This is a genomic window from Metabacillus malikii, assembly GCF_030813355.1.
Lineage (GTDB): Bacteria > Bacillota > Bacilli > Bacillales > Bacillaceae > Metabacillus > Metabacillus malikii.
Genome location: NZ_JAUSUD010000016.1, coordinates 29,376 through 47,001, shown reverse-complemented (window position 1 = coordinate 47,001; position 17,626 = coordinate 29,376). Strand labels below are relative to the sequence as shown.

Annotated in this window: 15 protein-coding genes; 13 read left to right on the top strand and 2 right to left on the bottom strand. The window is 36.3% G+C overall.

The genetic code is table 11. The annotated features are described in order from the left end of the window. Positions 1–62 precede the first annotated feature (62 nt). Positions 63–1,037 (bottom strand): ketoacyl-ACP synthase III, encoded by a 975-nt coding sequence (locus J2S19_RS14970; protein ID WP_307343667.1) that lies wholly within the window; start codon positions 1,035–1,037, stop codon positions 63–65. A 234-nt stretch (positions 1,038–1,271) separates the two neighbouring features. Between J2S19_RS14970 and J2S19_RS14965 the strand changes: the two genes are divergently transcribed. Further along, positions 1,272–2,009, top strand: a complete 738-nt coding sequence (locus J2S19_RS14965; protein WP_307343664.1) for a glycerophosphodiester phosphodiesterase — start codon at positions 1,272–1,274, stop codon at positions 2,007–2,009. A 176-nt stretch (positions 2,010–2,185) separates the two neighbouring features. On the opposite strand, the gene J2S19_RS14960 is transcribed toward J2S19_RS14965, so the two are convergent. Then, complete coding sequence (locus J2S19_RS14960; RefSeq protein ID WP_307343661.1) at positions 2,186–2,425, bottom strand: DUF2627 domain-containing protein; 240 nt, start codon at positions 2,423–2,425, stop codon at positions 2,186–2,188. A gap of 599 nt (positions 2,426–3,024) precedes the next feature. Between J2S19_RS14960 and J2S19_RS14955 the strand changes: the two genes are divergently transcribed. The 12 genes from J2S19_RS14955 to J2S19_RS14900 all read left to right on the top strand — a co-directional run bounded on the left by J2S19_RS14955 (position 3,025) and on the right by J2S19_RS14900 (position 17,414). Then, on the top strand, positions 3,025–5,043 hold the full coding sequence (locus J2S19_RS14955; RefSeq protein ID WP_307343659.1) for a sigma 54-interacting transcriptional regulator: 2,019 nt from the start codon (positions 3,025–3,027) through the stop codon (positions 5,041–5,043). Between the two features lie 116 nt (positions 5,044–5,159). Then, positions 5,160–6,053, top strand: a complete 894-nt coding sequence (yqiS, locus tag J2S19_RS14950; protein WP_307343656.1) for a phosphate butyryltransferase — start codon at positions 5,160–5,162, stop codon at positions 6,051–6,053. A 25-nt stretch (positions 6,054–6,078) separates the two neighbouring features. Further along, on the top strand, positions 6,079–7,176 hold the full coding sequence (gene bcd / locus J2S19_RS14945) for a branched-chain amino acid dehydrogenase (protein ID WP_307343653.1): 1,098 nt from the start codon (positions 6,079–6,081) through the stop codon (positions 7,174–7,176). Between the two features lie 389 nt (positions 7,177–7,565). Beyond that, complete coding sequence (gene buk, locus J2S19_RS14940) at positions 7,566–8,642, top strand: butyrate kinase (protein WP_307343650.1); 1,077 nt, start codon at positions 7,566–7,568, stop codon at positions 8,640–8,642. A gap of 134 nt (positions 8,643–8,776) precedes the next feature. After that, positions 8,777–10,198 (top strand): dihydrolipoyl dehydrogenase, encoded by a 1,422-nt coding sequence (gene lpdA, locus J2S19_RS14935; RefSeq protein ID WP_307343646.1) that lies wholly within the window; start codon positions 8,777–8,779, stop codon positions 10,196–10,198. Between the two features lie 65 nt (positions 10,199–10,263). Beyond that, positions 10,264–11,256, top strand: a complete 993-nt coding sequence (locus tag J2S19_RS14930) for a thiamine pyrophosphate-dependent dehydrogenase E1 component subunit alpha (protein ID WP_307343644.1) — start codon at positions 10,264–10,266, stop codon at positions 11,254–11,256. Positions 11,257–11,267: 11 nt separating this feature from the next. After that, positions 11,268–12,251 (top strand): alpha-ketoacid dehydrogenase subunit beta, encoded by a 984-nt coding sequence (locus J2S19_RS14925; protein WP_307343641.1) that lies wholly within the window; start codon positions 11,268–11,270, stop codon positions 12,249–12,251. A gap of 498 nt (positions 12,252–12,749) precedes the next feature. Further along, positions 12,750–14,009, top strand: a complete 1,260-nt coding sequence (locus J2S19_RS14920; protein ID WP_307343638.1) for a dihydrolipoamide acetyltransferase family protein — start codon at positions 12,750–12,752, stop codon at positions 14,007–14,009. Between the two features lie 193 nt (positions 14,010–14,202). Continuing rightward, positions 14,203–14,640: a BrxA/BrxB family bacilliredoxin gene (locus J2S19_RS14915; protein WP_307343635.1), complete on the top strand. Its 438-nt coding sequence runs from the start codon at positions 14,203–14,205 to the stop codon at positions 14,638–14,640. 464 nt (positions 14,641–15,104) lie between these two features. Beyond that, a complete protein-coding gene (locus J2S19_RS14910) occupies positions 15,105–15,878 on the top strand; it encodes a transporter substrate-binding domain-containing protein (RefSeq protein ID WP_307343632.1) in 774 nt (257 codons plus the stop codon). A 161-nt stretch (positions 15,879–16,039) separates the two neighbouring features. Further along, positions 16,040–16,699 (top strand): amino acid ABC transporter permease, encoded by a 660-nt coding sequence (locus tag J2S19_RS14905; protein WP_307343627.1) that lies wholly within the window; start codon positions 16,040–16,042, stop codon positions 16,697–16,699. Further along, the gene (locus J2S19_RS14900) at positions 16,692–17,414 is read left to right on the top strand and encodes an amino acid ABC transporter ATP-binding protein (RefSeq protein ID WP_307343624.1); all 723 of its coding nucleotides are present in this window, start codon (positions 16,692–16,694) and stop codon (positions 17,412–17,414) included. Before J2S19_RS14905 ends, J2S19_RS14900 begins: the two co-directional genes overlap by 8 nt. Positions 17,415–17,626: the final 212 nt, after the last annotated feature.

Sequence of the window (17,626 nt, the reverse complement as noted above, 5' to 3'; positions counted from 1 at the left end):
TCGTGGTTAAAGAAGTGGTAGAGGGAAAATTGAATGACAAAAAGAAAGGGGTTAAGTATTACTTAACCCCACTTAATAAGATGACCTGATTGTGCGAGGCCACCACCGAAACCATATAGTAATATGTGTTCTCCATCTTTTACTTTACCTTCCTTAATTCCGATATCTAAGGCGAGTGGTATGGATGCTGCTGATGTATTACCATAATGAACTAAACTCGTCAGTGTCTTCTGAATCGGAACTTTACTTCTTTCGCATATTGACTCAATCATTCTAAGATTTGCACTATGCGGTACGAACCAGTCTACCTTTTCTATAGGGAATGCTGCGTTTTGGCAAACGATTTGCATTCCTTTTGGTACAGACGAGACTGCCCATTTGTACACCTCGCGACCATTTTGTACGAGTTGTCGTTTGTGCAGCAATGCAGTGTTGAACATAATATCAGAAATATTTGTTCCGTATAAATTGATTGCTTTTTCTCCTTCAGAGCTATTGTAAGAAGAAAGGAAACTGCCTTCAGAGTCATGCTCAAGAAGCATCGCTCCGGCTCCATCTCCAAAAAGAATGCACGTTGTACGATCGGTAAAATCAGTTATTTTTGATAACACTTCAGCTCCAACAACAATTACTTTCTTATGCAGTCCTGCAGTAATTAAGCCGTTCGCAAGATGTAAACCATAAGTAAAGCCGGCACAAGCTGCATTTATATCAATCGCACCTGCCTGCTTTAATCCTAACTTCCCTTGAATGTACGATGCAACGCTAGGTGTAATGTAGTCGGGTGTTAACGTACATACAATAATTAAATCAACATCATCAAGTGTTTTATTATAACGCTCTGCAAGATTTTCGATTGCTTTTATACTTAGGTCGCTTGTGTATTCATTTTCTTTCGCGAATCGCCTTTCCTTAATCCCTGTGCGTCTTGTAATCCATTCATCATTCGTATCAACTAGTTTCTCTAAATCATGATTTGTTATGATTTTCTCAGGAACATATGTACCAATTGCAGTAATACGAGCTTTTGAAATCATTCTTATCCACCTTTATTGTTTTATACCTAATGATAACATCTAAGTATATTATCTGGTACTAATTTGTTGCAAAAAAAAGGATAGATTTGAAAAATGTAGAATTATAATACTGTGAAGGAAAGAGAAAAGAGAGTAGCTATCAAGATCTTGCTAATGATTATGCTGTAAGTGTATTTTGCTCAAGGTTCAAAAAGACTCTCTTAGATATTATATTATTCTGATTGAGGTGTATACATGACTAATATTTTTGGTCACCGCGGAGCTGCAGGACATTATCCGGAAAATACGATGATTTCGTTTATGGCTGCTTATGAAGCTGGTGCAGACGGAATTGAGTTAGATGTTCAAATGACGAAAGATGGAGAACTTGTAGTCATCCACGATGAAACAATTGACCGTACAACGACAGGTGCAGGTTATGTACATACTTATACATATAAAGAACTATCTCGTTTCGATGCAAGTTATACATTTTCACAATATAAGGGTAAAGCAACAGTACCGACATTAATAGAAGTTTTGGAATGGGCAAAGCAGAAAAATATCATCGTAAATGTGGAATTGAAAAATGGAATCATTCATTATCCGGGGTTAGAGGAGAAAGTTATTCACTTAATTGAAAAATTAAATATGAATAAACAAGTTATTATCTCTTCGTTTAATCATTATAGTCTTGTAGAGTGCAAGAAAATTTCAAATAATATCGAGATAGCAATTTTATATATGGAAGGTTTGTATCAACCATGGGAATACGCTAAAAGGTTAGGGGCAGATGGGATACATCCACATTTTTACGCTGCTACACGAGAAATAATTACAAACTCTATTAACAATGATGTAGCGATCAGAACATTTACAGTAAACGACGATAAACTAATTCAACAGCTATTAAATAATCAATGCTCAGCGATTATTACTGATTTTCCAGAGAAAGCTGTGAAATTAAGAGATATGCTTAGTAGAAAAGCTTAAAATGTTCCTATAAATAGACTCAAACGGGTTAGATTTTACAATCACTAGATATAGATTAATCGCCTTATATCAATCTATAGATAGTTTTGAGTAAAGTCTTACCCTTTTTGAGTCGCCCTCTTTTCGTTTGTACTGAGAGCTTATATAGAGTGAAAACTTTGTCACTTTATTCTCTGTCAGTTCTTCTTAGAAAACCTCGTCTGTACTTTGTTTCGCTTTCTGTCCCTGTAAAATACAAAACCTGCAACAAAACTAAGTCCGCCTAGAAATAATATAAGACCAAGTATAAATTGTAACCACAAATACGGTATTGGATAAGTCAGTTCTCCAAATGTCATATCTCTCATTAATTTAACGCCATATGCTGCTAGTGCAGCTGGAATTACCATTATTAACAGTGCTATTATTCTTGACATCTATATTTGTCCTTTCTTTGATTCATCATTAATTGTCTGTTTCTAGACTATATTTGTCAAGGTCTAATTAATAGGCTATCATATAAGTGTGCAATTTTTTGCAAGGTGTGAGTGTATAACCATAACGATAAATTTTAAAACACTTTTTATCTATCAATACAACTTTTCAAATGGCTCTTTTCTAAAAGATTGTTGCTTTTAGTCCAAACTTTATTAAGGGTTGGTTGGAGCATAGGTGCGAGATTCATGTGGGATGCGTGGGAAAGGTGAGTCGTGAGCAGGCTTTACGCTGAGGTGATCGAAAAGCGTAGGCAGCTTGCACATCGATGTACAAACTAGAGACGGGCATTGAGTAAAACTAAAGATATTACGATGGTCTGTTTGGAGAATCGATGATGACTTATCGCAGGCTGAAGTTTGGCAGCGGGTAGCAGCCGAAGCTATTAGGCTTACCACCCAACCCTGCTGCTCGTGAGAACCTGCAAGAGGAGACCAACCGATAACGACATCTAAGTACAAAGCAACAATGTCTACGAAAACAGCCTTTCATATAAAACTACTATCATTAATAGCATTACATGTAATTTGGAGGAATCGTCGTGCAAAACGTTTTAATAATTGGGGCAAAAGAAGAGGGTGTTGCTTTCTTACATGCAATATCTAAAATTAACGGGATGAAGATAGTAGCAATAATAGAGAAAGATAAGACAGCTATAGGTATTAATGATGCCTTGCAAATGAATATTCCGACGTATAATAGTTGGGACGAATGTAAAAATAAAAACATACATATCATCTATGATACGACTGGAGATACAGAGGCTTTAAAGCAAGATTTAACCGTAAAAACAAACAACATAACAGTAATTCCATATCAGCATTCTTCAATTTGGGCAACAATTTGTAGCGGTTTCATCGAATCGTTGGCAAATTTAAATTTAGAAGCAGATATGCTTAATCTAATTTTTAATACTTGTCATGACGGATTTATTGTAGTTGATAGAGATGAGAATATCACTTTCATTAATGAATGTGCCCAACATTTAATCGGGATGTTAACGAAAAGTGTAATTGGTATTAAAGTTAGTGAGGTAATTCCTACTAGTAGAATTACAGACATACTTAAAAGTCGTGAGATGAAAGTGAATCAAGAAATAGAGTTAGCTAATAAGACAAAAGTAATTACTACCTATCTACCACTAATCGATAAGTCAGGAATTCTTCATGGTGTATTAATGATACTAAGAGAATATTCAGATGTCTTAAAATTAGCAAATGAAGTGACAAATATAAAAGGTTTTCAAATGATGTTAGCCAGTATCATCCAATCATCTGATGAGTCATTATCAGTAGTTGATGAAGAAGGACGTTATTTATATATGAACCAGGCATTTGCAAATCTTACAGGTTTATCGAAGGACCTAATTATCGGTAAAAAAATAAATGGCAATCGTTCAGAACTTGAAATGTTGCACTTAAAAACATTGACAACCCGAAGACCTATCCGTGAAGTAGTCATACAAATTGAGAATACAAAAGAGGTGAAGGCTACATATGACCCTATAATTGTGGATGGGAAATTAGTAGGAAGCGTTGGTGTAGTGAAAGACGTGTCGGAAATAGTGAACATAAAAAGTGGTTTAAATCGGGCACGGCAAATTATCCGTAATTTAGAAGGGAAATATTCCTTTGAGGATATAATTGGCAAACATGAACAACTAAAGGTAGCTATCCACCAAGCGAAATTTGGTGCAAAAACGCCAGTTACCATTTTACTTAGAGGTAATACTGGAACAGGGAAAAACCTCTTTGCTCAAGCAATTCATAGTGCTAGTGAACGAAAATATAATAAATTTATTCGTGTCAATTGTTCTGAATTAAGAGATATTGAAGCTGAGAAACAACTATTTGGTTGTGTTAATGGTGAGAAAGGCTTGCTAGAAGAAGCTGATAATGGAACAGTATACTTTGATGAAATTGGTATTTTAACAATGGAAATGCAGCGGAAGCTCCTGGATTTAATAAGTACTCATCAAATCGCAAGGGGTAAGGTAATTAATGTTCGAGTGATTGCGGCAACAATGATTAATATCGAGAAGGCGATGGCGGATGGAACATTTCTTGAAGAATTATATTACCAACTAAATCGATATTCTATTTCTTTACCGTCATTGAAGGAAAGAAGTGAGGATATATCTTTACTATGTGAAAAGTATTTAAATAAGCATAATTATGATTTTGGGAGAAATATTAAAGAGATTACATCGGATGCACTGCAAATTTTAAAAGAGTATGATTGGCCTGGCAATATACGTGAACTTGATAATATATTGGCACGTACAATAATGATGATGGAGCCGAATGCAATAACAATTGATGCCCACCATCTTCGGTTACCAAAAGCTTTAGATGTTTCCATACAACCTAATTCGGATATTGGCTATAAAGAGGAAACACTAGCTGAAACGGTTGAAAGAGTTGAGAAAGACGTAATTAAACAATCTTTAGAAAAGTACCGATATAATCGTACGAAAACAGCGAAGGCATTAGGAATATCTTTAAGAAATTTATATTATAAAATCGAAAAATACAACCTTGCAAATAATAGCAAATTTTAAATCAATATTTGCAAATAAGTGCATATACGTTATATGATAGTATCGATAGTGAAAATTTTGGTTTTAAAACAATGTAAACACCTTTGTATCTTTCTAAAGAGAGGATACGTGATTAGATGCGATTAAATAATTTGCTAAAAAGTGCATCATTGAAACAGAAAGTTGTAGTAGCGATAGCAGGTGCCGATAATAGAGAGAGTATTGATTTTGTAATAGAGGCATTGACATTGAAGTTAGCGAAGTTCCTCCTAGTCGGAGATGAATATGTAATCAGAAAGTATTTGAATGAAAATAGTATACCTGACGATGAAGCACTGCAAATTGTACATGCTATTTCTAAAGAAGATGCTGCACATTTAGCAGTGAGAGCTGTTGATTCAAATCAAGCTACTATTCTAATGAAGGGAAATATCCCTTCAAGATTGCTACTAAAAACAGTATTAAATAATGCGTATGGATTAAAGAGTACAAGCGGATTATCACATGTTGCAGTTTTTGAAATACCTGATTATCAACAACTATTAATCGTCACAGATGCGGCAATGAACATTGCGCCTAGTTTGATGGAAAAAAAGTATATTATCGAGAATGCAGTAAAAGTTGCAAATTCAATTGGAATAGTAAATCCGAACGTCATTGCCCTTGCAGCAGTTGAGGAAGTTAATCCATCAATGCAAGCAACAATTGATGCTGCAGCATTAACATTAATGAATCGTAGAGGACAAATTAAAAATTGCCAAATAGAGGGGCCACTAGCACTAGATAATGCAATATCTGTCATATCCGCTAGACAAAAAGGAATTGATAGTGAAATTGCTGGCAAGGCAGATATTATCGTCGTACCTAATATAGAAGTAGGAAACGTGCTATATAAATCATTAGTTTATTTTGGGAAAGCTAAAGTAGGAGCTTTTATAGTTGGAGCGAAGACACCAATTGTTTTTACTAGCCGCGCTGATTCATTAGAAGCAAAGCTATATTCACTAGCCTTATCAATATGTTCGTTATAATTGGAATAAACTAGGAGGAGACATCATGAATATTTTTAACTATATGAAAACCTACGATTATGAACAATTGGTATTTTGCCAAGATAAGCAGTCTGGTTTAAAAGCAATTATTGCAATTCACGATACAACATTAGGACCAGCCTTAGGCGGTACGAGAATGTGGAACTATGAATCAGAAGAAGCAGCAATTGAAGATGCTCTTCGTCTTGCTCGAGGTATGACCTATAAAAATGCTGTAGCAGGTTTAAATCTCGGTGGGGGGAAAACAGTTATAATCGGCGACCCTAAAAAGGATAAAAATGAAGAGATGTTTAGAGCGTTCGGAAGATATATTCAATCGTTAAACGGTCGCTATATTACAGCTGAAGATGTAGGGACAACTGTAGAGGACATGGATATCATCCACGAAGAAACAGATTTTGTTACAGGAATATCCCCTGCGTTCGGATCTTCTGGTAACCCATCACCTGTCACTGCTTACGGTGTCTATCGTGGGATGAAGGCGGCTGCAAAGGAAGCATTCGGTTCAGATATGTTAAATGGAAAGATAATAGCGGTTCAAGGGGTAGGTAATGTAGCATATCATCTTTGTAAATATCTAAATGATGAAGGTGCAAAGCTAATCGTCACAGATATAAACAAAGAAGCTGTAAATCGGGTTGTAGTTGAATTTGGTGCATCAGCAGTAGAACCTAATCAAATTTACAATGTCGAATGTGATATTTTTGCTCCGTGTGCACTAGGTGCAGTTATTAATGATGAAACAATACCTCAATTGAAGGCAAAAGTAATTGCTGGGGCAGCGAATAATCAACTAAAAGATACAGTTCACGGAGATATACTCCACGAAATGGGAATTATTTATGCCCCAGATTATGTCATTAATGCAGGTGGGGTTATTAATGTCGCTGATGAATTAAATGGTTACAACCGTGAGCGTGCCTTAAAGAAGGTTGAAACAATCTACAATAATATAGAGAGAATCCTTGAAATCTCAAAGGGTCAACAAATTCCTACTTATAAAGCGGCTGATCGATTGGCCGAAGAACGGATCGATAGAATTAGAAATTCACGAAGTCAGTTTTTATTAAAGGAAAAACATGTATTAACACATAAATTATAATGGCTCTTTTCTAAAAGATTGTGGCTTTTTGCACTATTCTTTTTTTAGGGTTTGTTGGAGCTGACCTGAGAGACTCCTGCGGGATGCGTGGGAGAGGTGAGACGTGAGCAAGCGTTTACGCTGAGGAGTACGAAAAGCGTAGGCGGCTTGCCCATCGACGTACAAACTAGAGACGGGCATCGATGATGACTTATTGTAGGGAGATGACCGAAATTTGCTTGTTCGTGTCTCAAGGAGCTATGAGGTTCACCACCCACCCCGCTACCCGTGAGTACTGCAAGAGGAGACCAACCCTAAACGACAACTGAGTTAAAAGCAACAATGTTTACGAAAACAGCCTAGAAGAAATAAAAATAAATTAATAGGGTTTGCAGCGGAGGTACAGTTAAGTGAATGAATATCGTGTTCTCGTACTAAATCCTGGCTCTACATCAACAAAAATTGGTATCTTTGATAATGAACGTTCAGTGTATGAGAAAATGATTGACCACGATAGAAAAACAATAAATGAGACTACAAGTGTTACAGAAAATTGCAAATATCGTACACAGGCAATATTAGAAACTCTTGATTGGGAAGGTATCAATATATCTAAAATAAGTGCTGTCTGTGGTAGAGGTGGATTGCTTCGCCCGATACAAGGAGGTACTTATCTTGTTAATGAATTGATGCTAGAAGATTTAAGAAATGGTTTTGCAGGTCAGCACCCATCAAATTTTGGGGGGATTATTGCATTTGACATAGCATCTAGGTTAAATATCGCGTCATATATTGTAGATCCTGTCGTAGTTGATGAAATGGAGCCAATTGCAAAAATTTCTGGCTTACCATCGATTGAAAGAAGAAGCATCTTCCACGCTTTGAACCAAAAAGCTGTAGCTAGACGCGTTGCTTCCGAAATACATAAGAAGTACGAAGATTTAAATTTAATTGTCACTCATATGGGTGGCGGAATAACAGTTGGTGTACATAAAAATGGCCGTGTGATTGATGTGAACAATGGGTTGCATGGAGATGGACCGTTTAGTTTGGAAAGGGCAGGTTCAGTTCCTTCCGGAGATCTCCTCTCCTTATGTTATTCTGGAGAGTATTCTCGTGATGAAATGATGACTCAGATTATCGGTAATGCTGGTCTAATAGGGTATTTAGGAACAAGTGATGTATCGAAAATAGAAAAAATGATTGAAGATGGAAATAAGTCTGCAAATCTAATCTATTCAGCAATGGCTTATCAAATAGCAAAGGAAATTGGAGCTGCTAGTGCTGTATTGCAAGGAGCAGTTGAGGCCATTGTTTTAACGGGTGAACTAGCACATAGTGAAAAATTTGTAAAAGAAATTTCATCCTATGTTGATTGGATAGCAGATGTTCATGTCTACCCTGGAGAAAATGAACTTCAAGCTCTTGCTGAAGGTGCCTTGCGTATATTAAGAGGTGAGGAAAAAGTAAAAATGTATCCATCTTAAGTGTTTGTACATAGTTCATTGAAAACTATTGAAAGCAAATCGTTATTTTAAAAGCGTACAGGATAAAATTTCCCGAAATATTGAATTCGAATTGTACATATAAGTAAACATCAAATAGGAGGAGGTAATGGATTTTGGCTACAGAATATGATTTAGTCATTTTAGGTGGTGGAACGGGTGGATATGTATCTGCGATACGTGCATCACAACTTGGCCTAAAAACTGCAATCGTCGAGAAACATAAGCTTGGTGGAACTTGTTTACATAAAGGCTGTATTCCGACAAAAGCACTTTTAAGGAGTGCTGAAGTATACGCATCATCAAAAACGAGTAATGAATTTGGTATTGAAGTAGCCGATGTTAGGTTGAATTTTGAAAAAGTCCAACAACGAAAACAATCAATTGTTCAACAACTACATAACGGTGTGCAACAGTTAATGAAAAAGGGAAAAATTGATTTATATGAGGGTGTAGGAAGAATTTTAGGGCCCTCCATATTTTCACCATTGCCAGGAACAATTTCAGTCGAAATGAATAATGGTCAAGATAATGAGATGCTATTACCTAAAAATGTGATTATTGCTACTGGTTCAAGGCCCCGTAGTCTACCTGGATTAACAGTTGATCATGATTTTATTTTAACCTCTGATGAGGCTCTTGATTTAACGACTTTGCCTAAATCTATTATTATCGTTGGAGGTGGTGTAATTGGTGTTGAGTGGGCTTCAATGTTAGCCGATTTTGATGTCCAGGTCACATTAATAGAATACGATGATTATATATTACCTACTGAAGACCAAGAAATATCAAAAGAGATGGAACGACTCTTAAAAAAGAAAGGGGTCACAATCGAAACTAGCACAAAAGTATTACCAGAGACTATAAAAATAGATAACAATGTATCAGTTGATGCAGCTTGTAAAAATGAAATGAAGACATTCACAGCTGAGAAAATCCTTGTTTCTGTTGGTAGACAAGCTAATATCGAAGGTTTTGGACTAGATAATACAGATATAATTGTAGAAAACGGTTTTATTAAAACGAATGAATTTTATCAAACGAAAGAGACACATATTTATGCAATTGGTGATGTGATCGGAGGGTTACAGTTAGCCCATGTTGCTTCACATGAAGGGATAATTGCTGTCAATCATATAGCAAATAAACATACATACCCATTAAATCCGTTATTAGTGCCAAAATGTGTCTATAGTTCACCAGAAGTTGCAAGTATTGGATATACAGAAATGGATGCTAGGAATAAAGGGTATAAAACGAAAATTGGAAAGTTTCCTTTTAAGGCAATTGGTAAAGCTCTTATTAATGGTGTACCGGAAGGATTTGTGAAAGTAGTAGTTGATGAGGATACCGATGATTTATTGGGTGTACATATGATTGGTCCTAATGTAACGGAAATGATTGGTGAGGCATCACTTGCCCGTGTATTGGATGCAACACCGTGGGAACTTTCTCATACCATTCACCCCCACCCTTCATTAACCGAGGCAATAGGAGAAGCTGCACTAGGTGTATATGGAAAGGCAATTCATTTTTAATCATGTAAGTGCAACAGTTATAAAAAACAGACATATGAAAAAGATTGATTAGGAGGTCATGATATATGACAATAAACCGTCACCAATCGTTAGGGTTAACAGATGAAGATGTAATAAGAATGTATCAAACAATGGTTATGGCAAGAAAGATTGATGAACGATTATGGTTATTAAATCGGGCAGGGAAAATTAACTTTGCAGTTTCGTGTCAAGGTCAGGAAGCAGCCCAAGTCGGTGCAGCATTTGCTCTTGATAGAAAGAAAGATTATATATTGCCGTATTATCGTGATATGGGTGTCGTCTTGACGTTTGGTATGACTGCTAAAGATCTTATGCTCTTTAGTTACGGGAAAAGTGAAGACCCTAACTCAGGTGGCAGACAGATGCCGGGGCATTACGGACAAAAGAAAAATCGAATCGTTACAGGGTCTTCTCCTGTTACAACTCAAGTGCCTCATGCAGTTGGAATCGCACTAGCTGGAAAAATGAAAAAGGAAGACTTTGTTACTTTCGTTACATTTGGTGAAGGATCTTCAAACCAAGGAGATTTTCATGAAGGTGCTAACTTTGCAGCGGTGCATAAATTGCCTGTTATTTTAATGTGTGAGAACAATAAATATGCCATATCAATTCCATATAATAAGCAAGTAGCTTGTGAGAATATATCAGATCGTGCAATTGGTTATGGAATGCCAGGGGTTACAGTTGATGGCAATGATCCTTTAGAGGTATATGCAGCTGTAAAGGAAGCAGCTGATAGAGGTCGCCGTGGCGAAGGACCAACTTTAATCGAAACACTCTGTTATCGCTTTACGCCTCATTCCAGTGATGATGATGACCGTGTTTATCGTGAAGAAAAAGAGGTTACGGATGCAAAAAATAATGATCCAATTAATCTCTTTAAAAACTATTTAATTGGAATAGGTCTTCTATCAGATAGTATTGTAGAGAAAATAGACCTCGACATTATGGTTTTACTAGACGAGGCAACGGAATATGCTGAGGCTGCACCATATCCAGAACCAGAACAAGCATTACAGTATGTATATGCAAAATAGGGGGAACGAAAATGGCTATACTTTCTTATCTTAATGCCATCACACTAGCAATGCGAGAAGAGATGGCTCGTGATGAAAATGTGTTTATTTTAGGAGAAGATGTAGGGAAAAAAGGTGGTGTATTTAAAGCGACTGAGGGCTTGTATGATATGTTTGGTGAAGACCGGGTTTTAGATACACCACTAGCTGAATCGGCAATTGCTGGTGTAGGAATTGGAGCTGCAATGTATGGAATGCGTCCTGTAGCGGAAATGCAGTTTGCAGATTTTATTATGCCTGCAGTTAACCAAATCATATCTGAAGCGGCTAAGATTCGTTACCGTTCTAATAATGATTGGAGCTGTCCGATAACGATTCGTGCACCATATGGCGGGGGTGTTCATGGTGCGCTATATCATTCACAATCTGTTGAAGCGATTTTTGCTGGACAACCTGGCTTGAAAATTGTGATTCCTTCAACTCCATATGATGCGAAGGGTTTGCTAAAAGCGGCGATAAGAGATGATGACCCTGTTTTGTTTTTTGAGCATAAACGTGCATATCGCTTAATAAAAGGTGAAGTGCCAGACGAAGATTATGTCTTACCAATAGGTAAAGCGGATATTAAACGAGAAGGTGAAGATATAACTGTTATAACTTATGGGTTATGTGTTCATTTTGCACTTCAAGCAGCAGAACGCTTAGCTAAAGAAGGCATTTCAGCTCATATACTTGACCTAAGGACTATCTATCCATTGGATAAGCAGGCGATTATAGAAGCTGCAACAAAAACAGGGAAGGTACTACTCGTCACAGAAGATAACAAAGAAGGGAGCATAATTGGGGAAGTGTCAGCAATAATCGCTGAGCATTGTTTGTTTGACTTAGATGCTCCAATTATGAGGTTAGCTGGGCCAGATACACCAGCCATGCCATTTTCACCACCATTGGAAAAATATTTTCTCATGAACCCAGATAAGGTCGAGGCAGCAATGCGTAAACTCGCAGAATTTTAAATTTTTCTACGTTGAAGAGACTTTACATATACAACTAGTTATAAATATTAGCTCTTTTCTAAAAGATTGTGACTTTTTGCACTAACTTTTTTTAAGGGTTTGTTGGAGCTGACCTGAGAGACTTCTGCGGGATGCGTGGGAGAGGTGAGACGTGAGCAGGCGTTTACGCTGAGGAGTACGAAAAGCGTAGGCGGCTTGCCCATCACGTACAAATTGGAGGGGCATCGAATAAGACCAAAGGAATCACGATGAGCCGAATGGCGAATCGATGATGACTTATCGTAGGGAGCTAACCTGAAGTTTGCTTGTTCGTGCCGCAAGGAGCTATGAGGCTCACCACCCACCCCGCGGAAAGCGAGTACTGCAAGAGGAGACAAAGCCTAAACGACAACTTAGTTAAAAGCAACAATGTTTACGAAAACAGACTAAATAATAGATTAAGGAAAATAATTACATTAAATAAATCATTTTTAGCCTTTTAACCGAGGAGGTTTCATAGTGGCAATAGAACAAGTAAAAATGCCCCAATTAGGGGAAAGTGTAACTGAAGGAACAATTTCCAATTGGATTGTATCAGTGGGAGATAAGGTAAATAAGTATGAACCACTAGCCGAAATAACGACTGATAAAGTGAATGCAGAAGTTCCTTCGACATTTACTGGGATTATTAAAGAACTGATTGCTGAAGAAGGAGTCACATTAGCGGTAGGCGAAGTGATTTGTACAATTGAAGTAGAACAGGAAGCGGTAACTAGTACAATCGATGAGAAGCAAGTTCAAAAAGTTGCTGATCTAAAGGTAGAAACTTCGATGAACCATGACATCTCTAATAAAAAGCGATACTCTCCAGCAGTCCTACGGTTATCACAAGAACATAATATAAATCTAGAAAATGTGGACGGAACAGGTGCTGGTGGCAGAATTACTAGAAAAGATATTATGAAAATAATTGAAAAAGGTTTAGATACAAACACAAACAGAGAAGGAAGCAATGTGGAATCAACTCCTCAAGTTGCAAGCGAACAACCTAAGGTGATACCAGCATCACATGCATCACAGGGGGATAATGAAATACCAATTACAGCTATCCGTAAGACGATTGCTCAAAACATGGTCCGCAGTAAACATGAAGCCCCACATGCTTGGACAATGGTCGAAGTCGATGTGACAAATCTTGTTAACTATAGAAATGAAATTAAGGCTGATTTCAGAAAGAAAGAAGGCTATAACTTAACTGTGTTTCCTTTCTTCCTGAAGGCAGTTGCACAAGCATTGAAAGAATTTCCTCAACTTAACTCAATGTGGGCAGGAGATAAAATTATCCAAAGGAAGGAAATTAATATTTCAATTGCTGTTGCTACAGAAGATTCTTTATTTGTACCGGTTATACACGCTGTTGATGAGAAAACCGTAAAGGGTATTGCTAAAAATGTAAAAGATATAGCTGCTAAGGTTCGTAGTGGTAACATTACGATTGAAGATATGCAGGGAGGCACATTTACAGTCAATAACACTGGTTCATTCGGTTCAGTACAATCAATGGGTATTATTAATCATCCTCAAGCCGCGATTTTACAAGTTGAGACGATTGTTAAACGCCCAGTTGTAATTGATGGAATGATTGCTATACGTGATATGGTTAATTTATGCTTATCCCTCGACCATAGAGTATTAGACGGTGTCATTTGTGGCCGCTTCTTAGCACGAGTAAAAGAAATACTTGAAGCAACTTCTAAGGATACAGCGTCTGTTTACTAAATTCATATGGCTAAGACAAACATTAGAATAGTTAAGTTACTATTTTCGTTATGTCTAAGCCATTTTTGGAGTTATCAAATTGTTTTCTAATTTTGTTCAAAACAATATATTTAATTCGTAAGCTCTTGTATTTGCTCATCTAGTAGAAAGATTGGTAAAATTAACTCATTCAAGTAAAGGAGTGGTTTGGGAAATGAGTATGGATTTTAATCTATTTATGAACGATGTCGTTCAGCAAGCTAGAAAAGAAATTGTTGCAGCAGGATATACAGAATTACAAACAGCTGAGCAAGTTGATGAAACCTTAACTAAAAAGGGAACTACACTTGTCATGGTTAATAGTGTATGTGGTTGTGCAGGTGGAATTGCTCGTCCAGCAGCGGCACACGCGGTTCACTATGATAAACGACCGGATCAATTGGTCACGGTATTTGCTGGGCAGGATAAAGAGGCAACAGCTAGAGCACGAGAAATGTTTACTGGTTATCCGCCATCCTCTCCTTCATTCGCGTTACTTAAAGATGGTAAGTTAGTAACAATGATTGAACGTCATGAGATTGAAGGACATGACCCAATGTCAGTTATCTCGAAACTACAATCTGCTTTTGATGAACATTGTGAAGAGGTATAAAAATAAATAGATTATTAAAGAGGTGATATTAATTTAGATATCGCCTCTTTTTTATGTTTACACGATTTATACTTTTTAACATGCTTATGTAAGATTATTCATTGAAGAAATTTTACTAGCTAGTTTGTTAGGCACTAGGTAAGATTTTTTCTTCAGCGATAGCATTATATTGTTGGTAGCTACATTTTTATACAGTTTCCCATAGAGATAAAAGATACGAGTCTAGTCTTATTAAGTTCAAACAGGATGGCAGTTAGACATATATCAAACCTCAAAAATGTAAATTATTAGATTAAAATATATTTAAATAATTAATTATTGAAATATTTTTATAATTACATTTTTATGAATAATTATTGCATAATTATAAACCTATGATAAAATACAAAATATCAAACAAATAATAGAGATAAACAAGAAGAATAACTATACTTAAAAAATGTTAATTATAGGGGGAAACTATTATGAAAAAATTTACTTTAGTCTTTATTAGCTTTTTAATGATTGGATTTTTGGCCGCTTGTGGAGCTAATTCAGATAATACGAATGGCTCAGAAAAAAAGGTATTGAAAATGGCAACATCGGCAGATTACCCGCCTTTCGAATATATTGATACTGCGAAAAGCAGCGACATTATTGGTTTTGATATTGACCTTGCAAAAGCTTTAGCAGAAAAGACAGGTTATACATTGCAAATTCAAGATATGGATTTTAATAGCTTAATACCTGCATTGCAAGCTAAGCAAATTGATGTCGTACTAGCAGGTATGTCAAAAGACCCTGAACGAGAAAAAAACGTAGATTTCTCTGATGTTTATTTCACAGCTAATCATATGATTGTTTCTTTGAAAGATAAAGAAATAAAAAGTGTAGACGAATTTAATGGCAAGACAATTGGTGTTCAATTAGGGTCTATTCAAGAAGAAAAAGCGAACGAATTAGCAAAAGAGTACGATATAAAAATTGAGAATCGTAATAAGATTTCAGATTTAGTTCAAGAATTAAAATCAGGTAGAATTGATGCAGCGATTATAGAGGACTTAGTTGCAGAAGATTATTTTAAGAATGACCAAAGTTTGACTGGATTCACTCTAGAAGAAGCGAATGAAGAGGGTTATGCGATGGCTTTCCAAAAGGATGCTAAGCTAACAAAAGAATTTAATGACGCGTTAGTGGAAATGAAAGAGAGCGGAGAATTAGATAAGCTTGTTAAAAAATGGCTAGGGGACATAAACTAAGGTTGATTATTTATAATATGATGCTATCTCGAAGGGCGAATAATCTATAAGATTAGTTCGCCTAAGGGTTGGCATTTTTTAGGTAGCATAACGTACAAAGAATTTTTCGCGTTTTTTGACCTTAAACAGTATTCCTAAAATAATGAAAGGAAACGAAAAAAATGGATATTAATTTTACTTCAATTATTCCATCAATCCCATTTATATTACAAGGCATATGGATTACATTACAGATAGTACTTCTATCTCTTTTAATTGGGTTTGCATGGGGAATTGTACTTGCTTTATGTAAAATAAGCAGGATAAAACCATTAATGTGGTTAGCTGATGTTTATACTTCTATTTTTAGAGGAACACCACTAGTATTACAATTATTGCTTATTTATTATGGACTTCCACAATTATTAGGCTTCCCGATTGAACCATATCCGGCAGCTGTTGCTGCTTTTTCATTAAATTCGGCAGCATATATATCAGAAATTATTAGAGCGGGTATTAATGCGATAGATAAAGGTCAAACAGAGGCTTCGATGGCGTTAGGTATTCCATATTCTAAAATGATGAAGGATATTATCATGCCTCAAGCAATAAAGAATATCTTACCGGCATTAATGAATGAATTTATCACCTTAACGAAGGAATCAGCAATTGTCACTGTTATTGGAGTACAGGATATTATGAGACGAGCTTACCAGGTTGGTGCAGATACTTATAATTATTTTGCACCCCTAATTTTCGCAGGTCTTATTTATTATTGTTTAGTAATGGTATTAACTCTTCTTGGCAAAGGGATAGAAGGGAGAATGAAACGTAGTGATTAATATTGAAAATTTACACAAATCCTTTGGTAAACTTGAAGTCTTAAAAGGAATTTCTACAACAATCTCAAGTGGTGAAGTTATTGCAATTATTGGTCCTTCAGGTTCAGGGAAATCAACATTTCTTCGATGTCTTAACTTACTAGAAAAGCCTACTGCAGGGAAAGTATATATTAATAATGAGGATATAACAGATCCTAATACTGATATTGCAAAAATAAGGCAGAATGTTGGTATGGTTTTCCAACATTTTCATTTATTTCCTCATAAAACAGTACTGGAGAATTTGACATATGCACCTATGAAAGTGAGAGGTATATCAAAACAAGAAGCAGATGAGCAGGCTCATAGCTTACTTGCAAAAGTAGGTTTGGAAGAAAAGGCGTCAGAATATCCTAATCGATTATCTGGTGGTCAAAAGCAGCGTGTCGCAATTGCAAGAGCGTTAGCGATGAAACCTGATGTTATCTTATTCGATGAACCAACTTCAGCGTTAGACCCAGAAATGGTTAAAGAAGTTCTAGAAGTTATGAAGGACTTGGCACAATCAGGTATGACAATGGCGATTGTTACACATGAAATGGGCTTTGCAAAAGAGGTCGCAGACCGTGTGTTGTTCCTAGACGGTGGCAAGCTTGTTGAGGATGCAGTGCCAACAGAATTTTTTAATGCACCTAAAACAAAACGTGCGCAAGATTTTCTAGAAAAGATGCTATAATATCTAATAAGGTGGTCCTAAAGGATCATCTTTTTTGTATTAATATTGAATATCTAAGAGCTTTATCGTTAAATCAGTTCTATAGTTGACAAGAAGCAGATGTATGAAAATCCTCTAAGATGTGCCTTGTCTTTGGATGTTTCAGGTTATCTATCTAAGGTAAACAGGAACATGCTGCAAACCTAAAACAACTTATGTTAAGTTAACATCAT

Excerpts from the sequence above, each read along its gene's own strand:
- J2S19_RS14970 (WP_307343667.1), bottom strand. The coding sequence starts at position 1,037 with ATGATTTCAAAAGCTCGTATTACTGCAATTGGTACATATGTTCCTGAG.
- J2S19_RS14965 (WP_307343664.1), top strand. The coding sequence starts at position 1,272 with ATGACTAATATTTTTGGTCACCGCGGAGCTGCAGGACATTATCCGGAA.
- J2S19_RS14960 (WP_307343661.1), bottom strand. The coding sequence starts at position 2,425 with ATGTCAAGAATAATAGCACTGTTAATAATGGTAATTCCAGCTGCACTA.
- yqiS (WP_307343656.1), top strand. The coding sequence starts at position 5,160 with ATGCGATTAAATAATTTGCTAAAAAGTGCATCATTGAAACAGAAAGTT.
- bcd (WP_307343653.1), top strand. The coding sequence starts at position 6,079 with ATGAATATTTTTAACTATATGAAAACCTACGATTATGAACAATTGGTA.
- J2S19_RS14930 (WP_307343644.1), top strand. The coding sequence starts at position 10,264 with ATGACAATAAACCGTCACCAATCGTTAGGGTTAACAGATGAAGATGTA.
- J2S19_RS14925 (WP_307343641.1), top strand. The coding sequence starts at position 11,268 with ATGGCTATACTTTCTTATCTTAATGCCATCACACTAGCAATGCGAGAA.
- J2S19_RS14915 (WP_307343635.1), top strand. The coding sequence starts at position 14,203 with ATGAGTATGGATTTTAATCTATTTATGAACGATGTCGTTCAGCAAGCT.
- J2S19_RS14910 (WP_307343632.1), top strand. The coding sequence starts at position 15,105 with ATGAAAAAATTTACTTTAGTCTTTATTAGCTTTTTAATGATTGGATTT.
- J2S19_RS14905 (WP_307343627.1), top strand. The coding sequence starts at position 16,040 with ATGGATATTAATTTTACTTCAATTATTCCATCAATCCCATTTATATTA.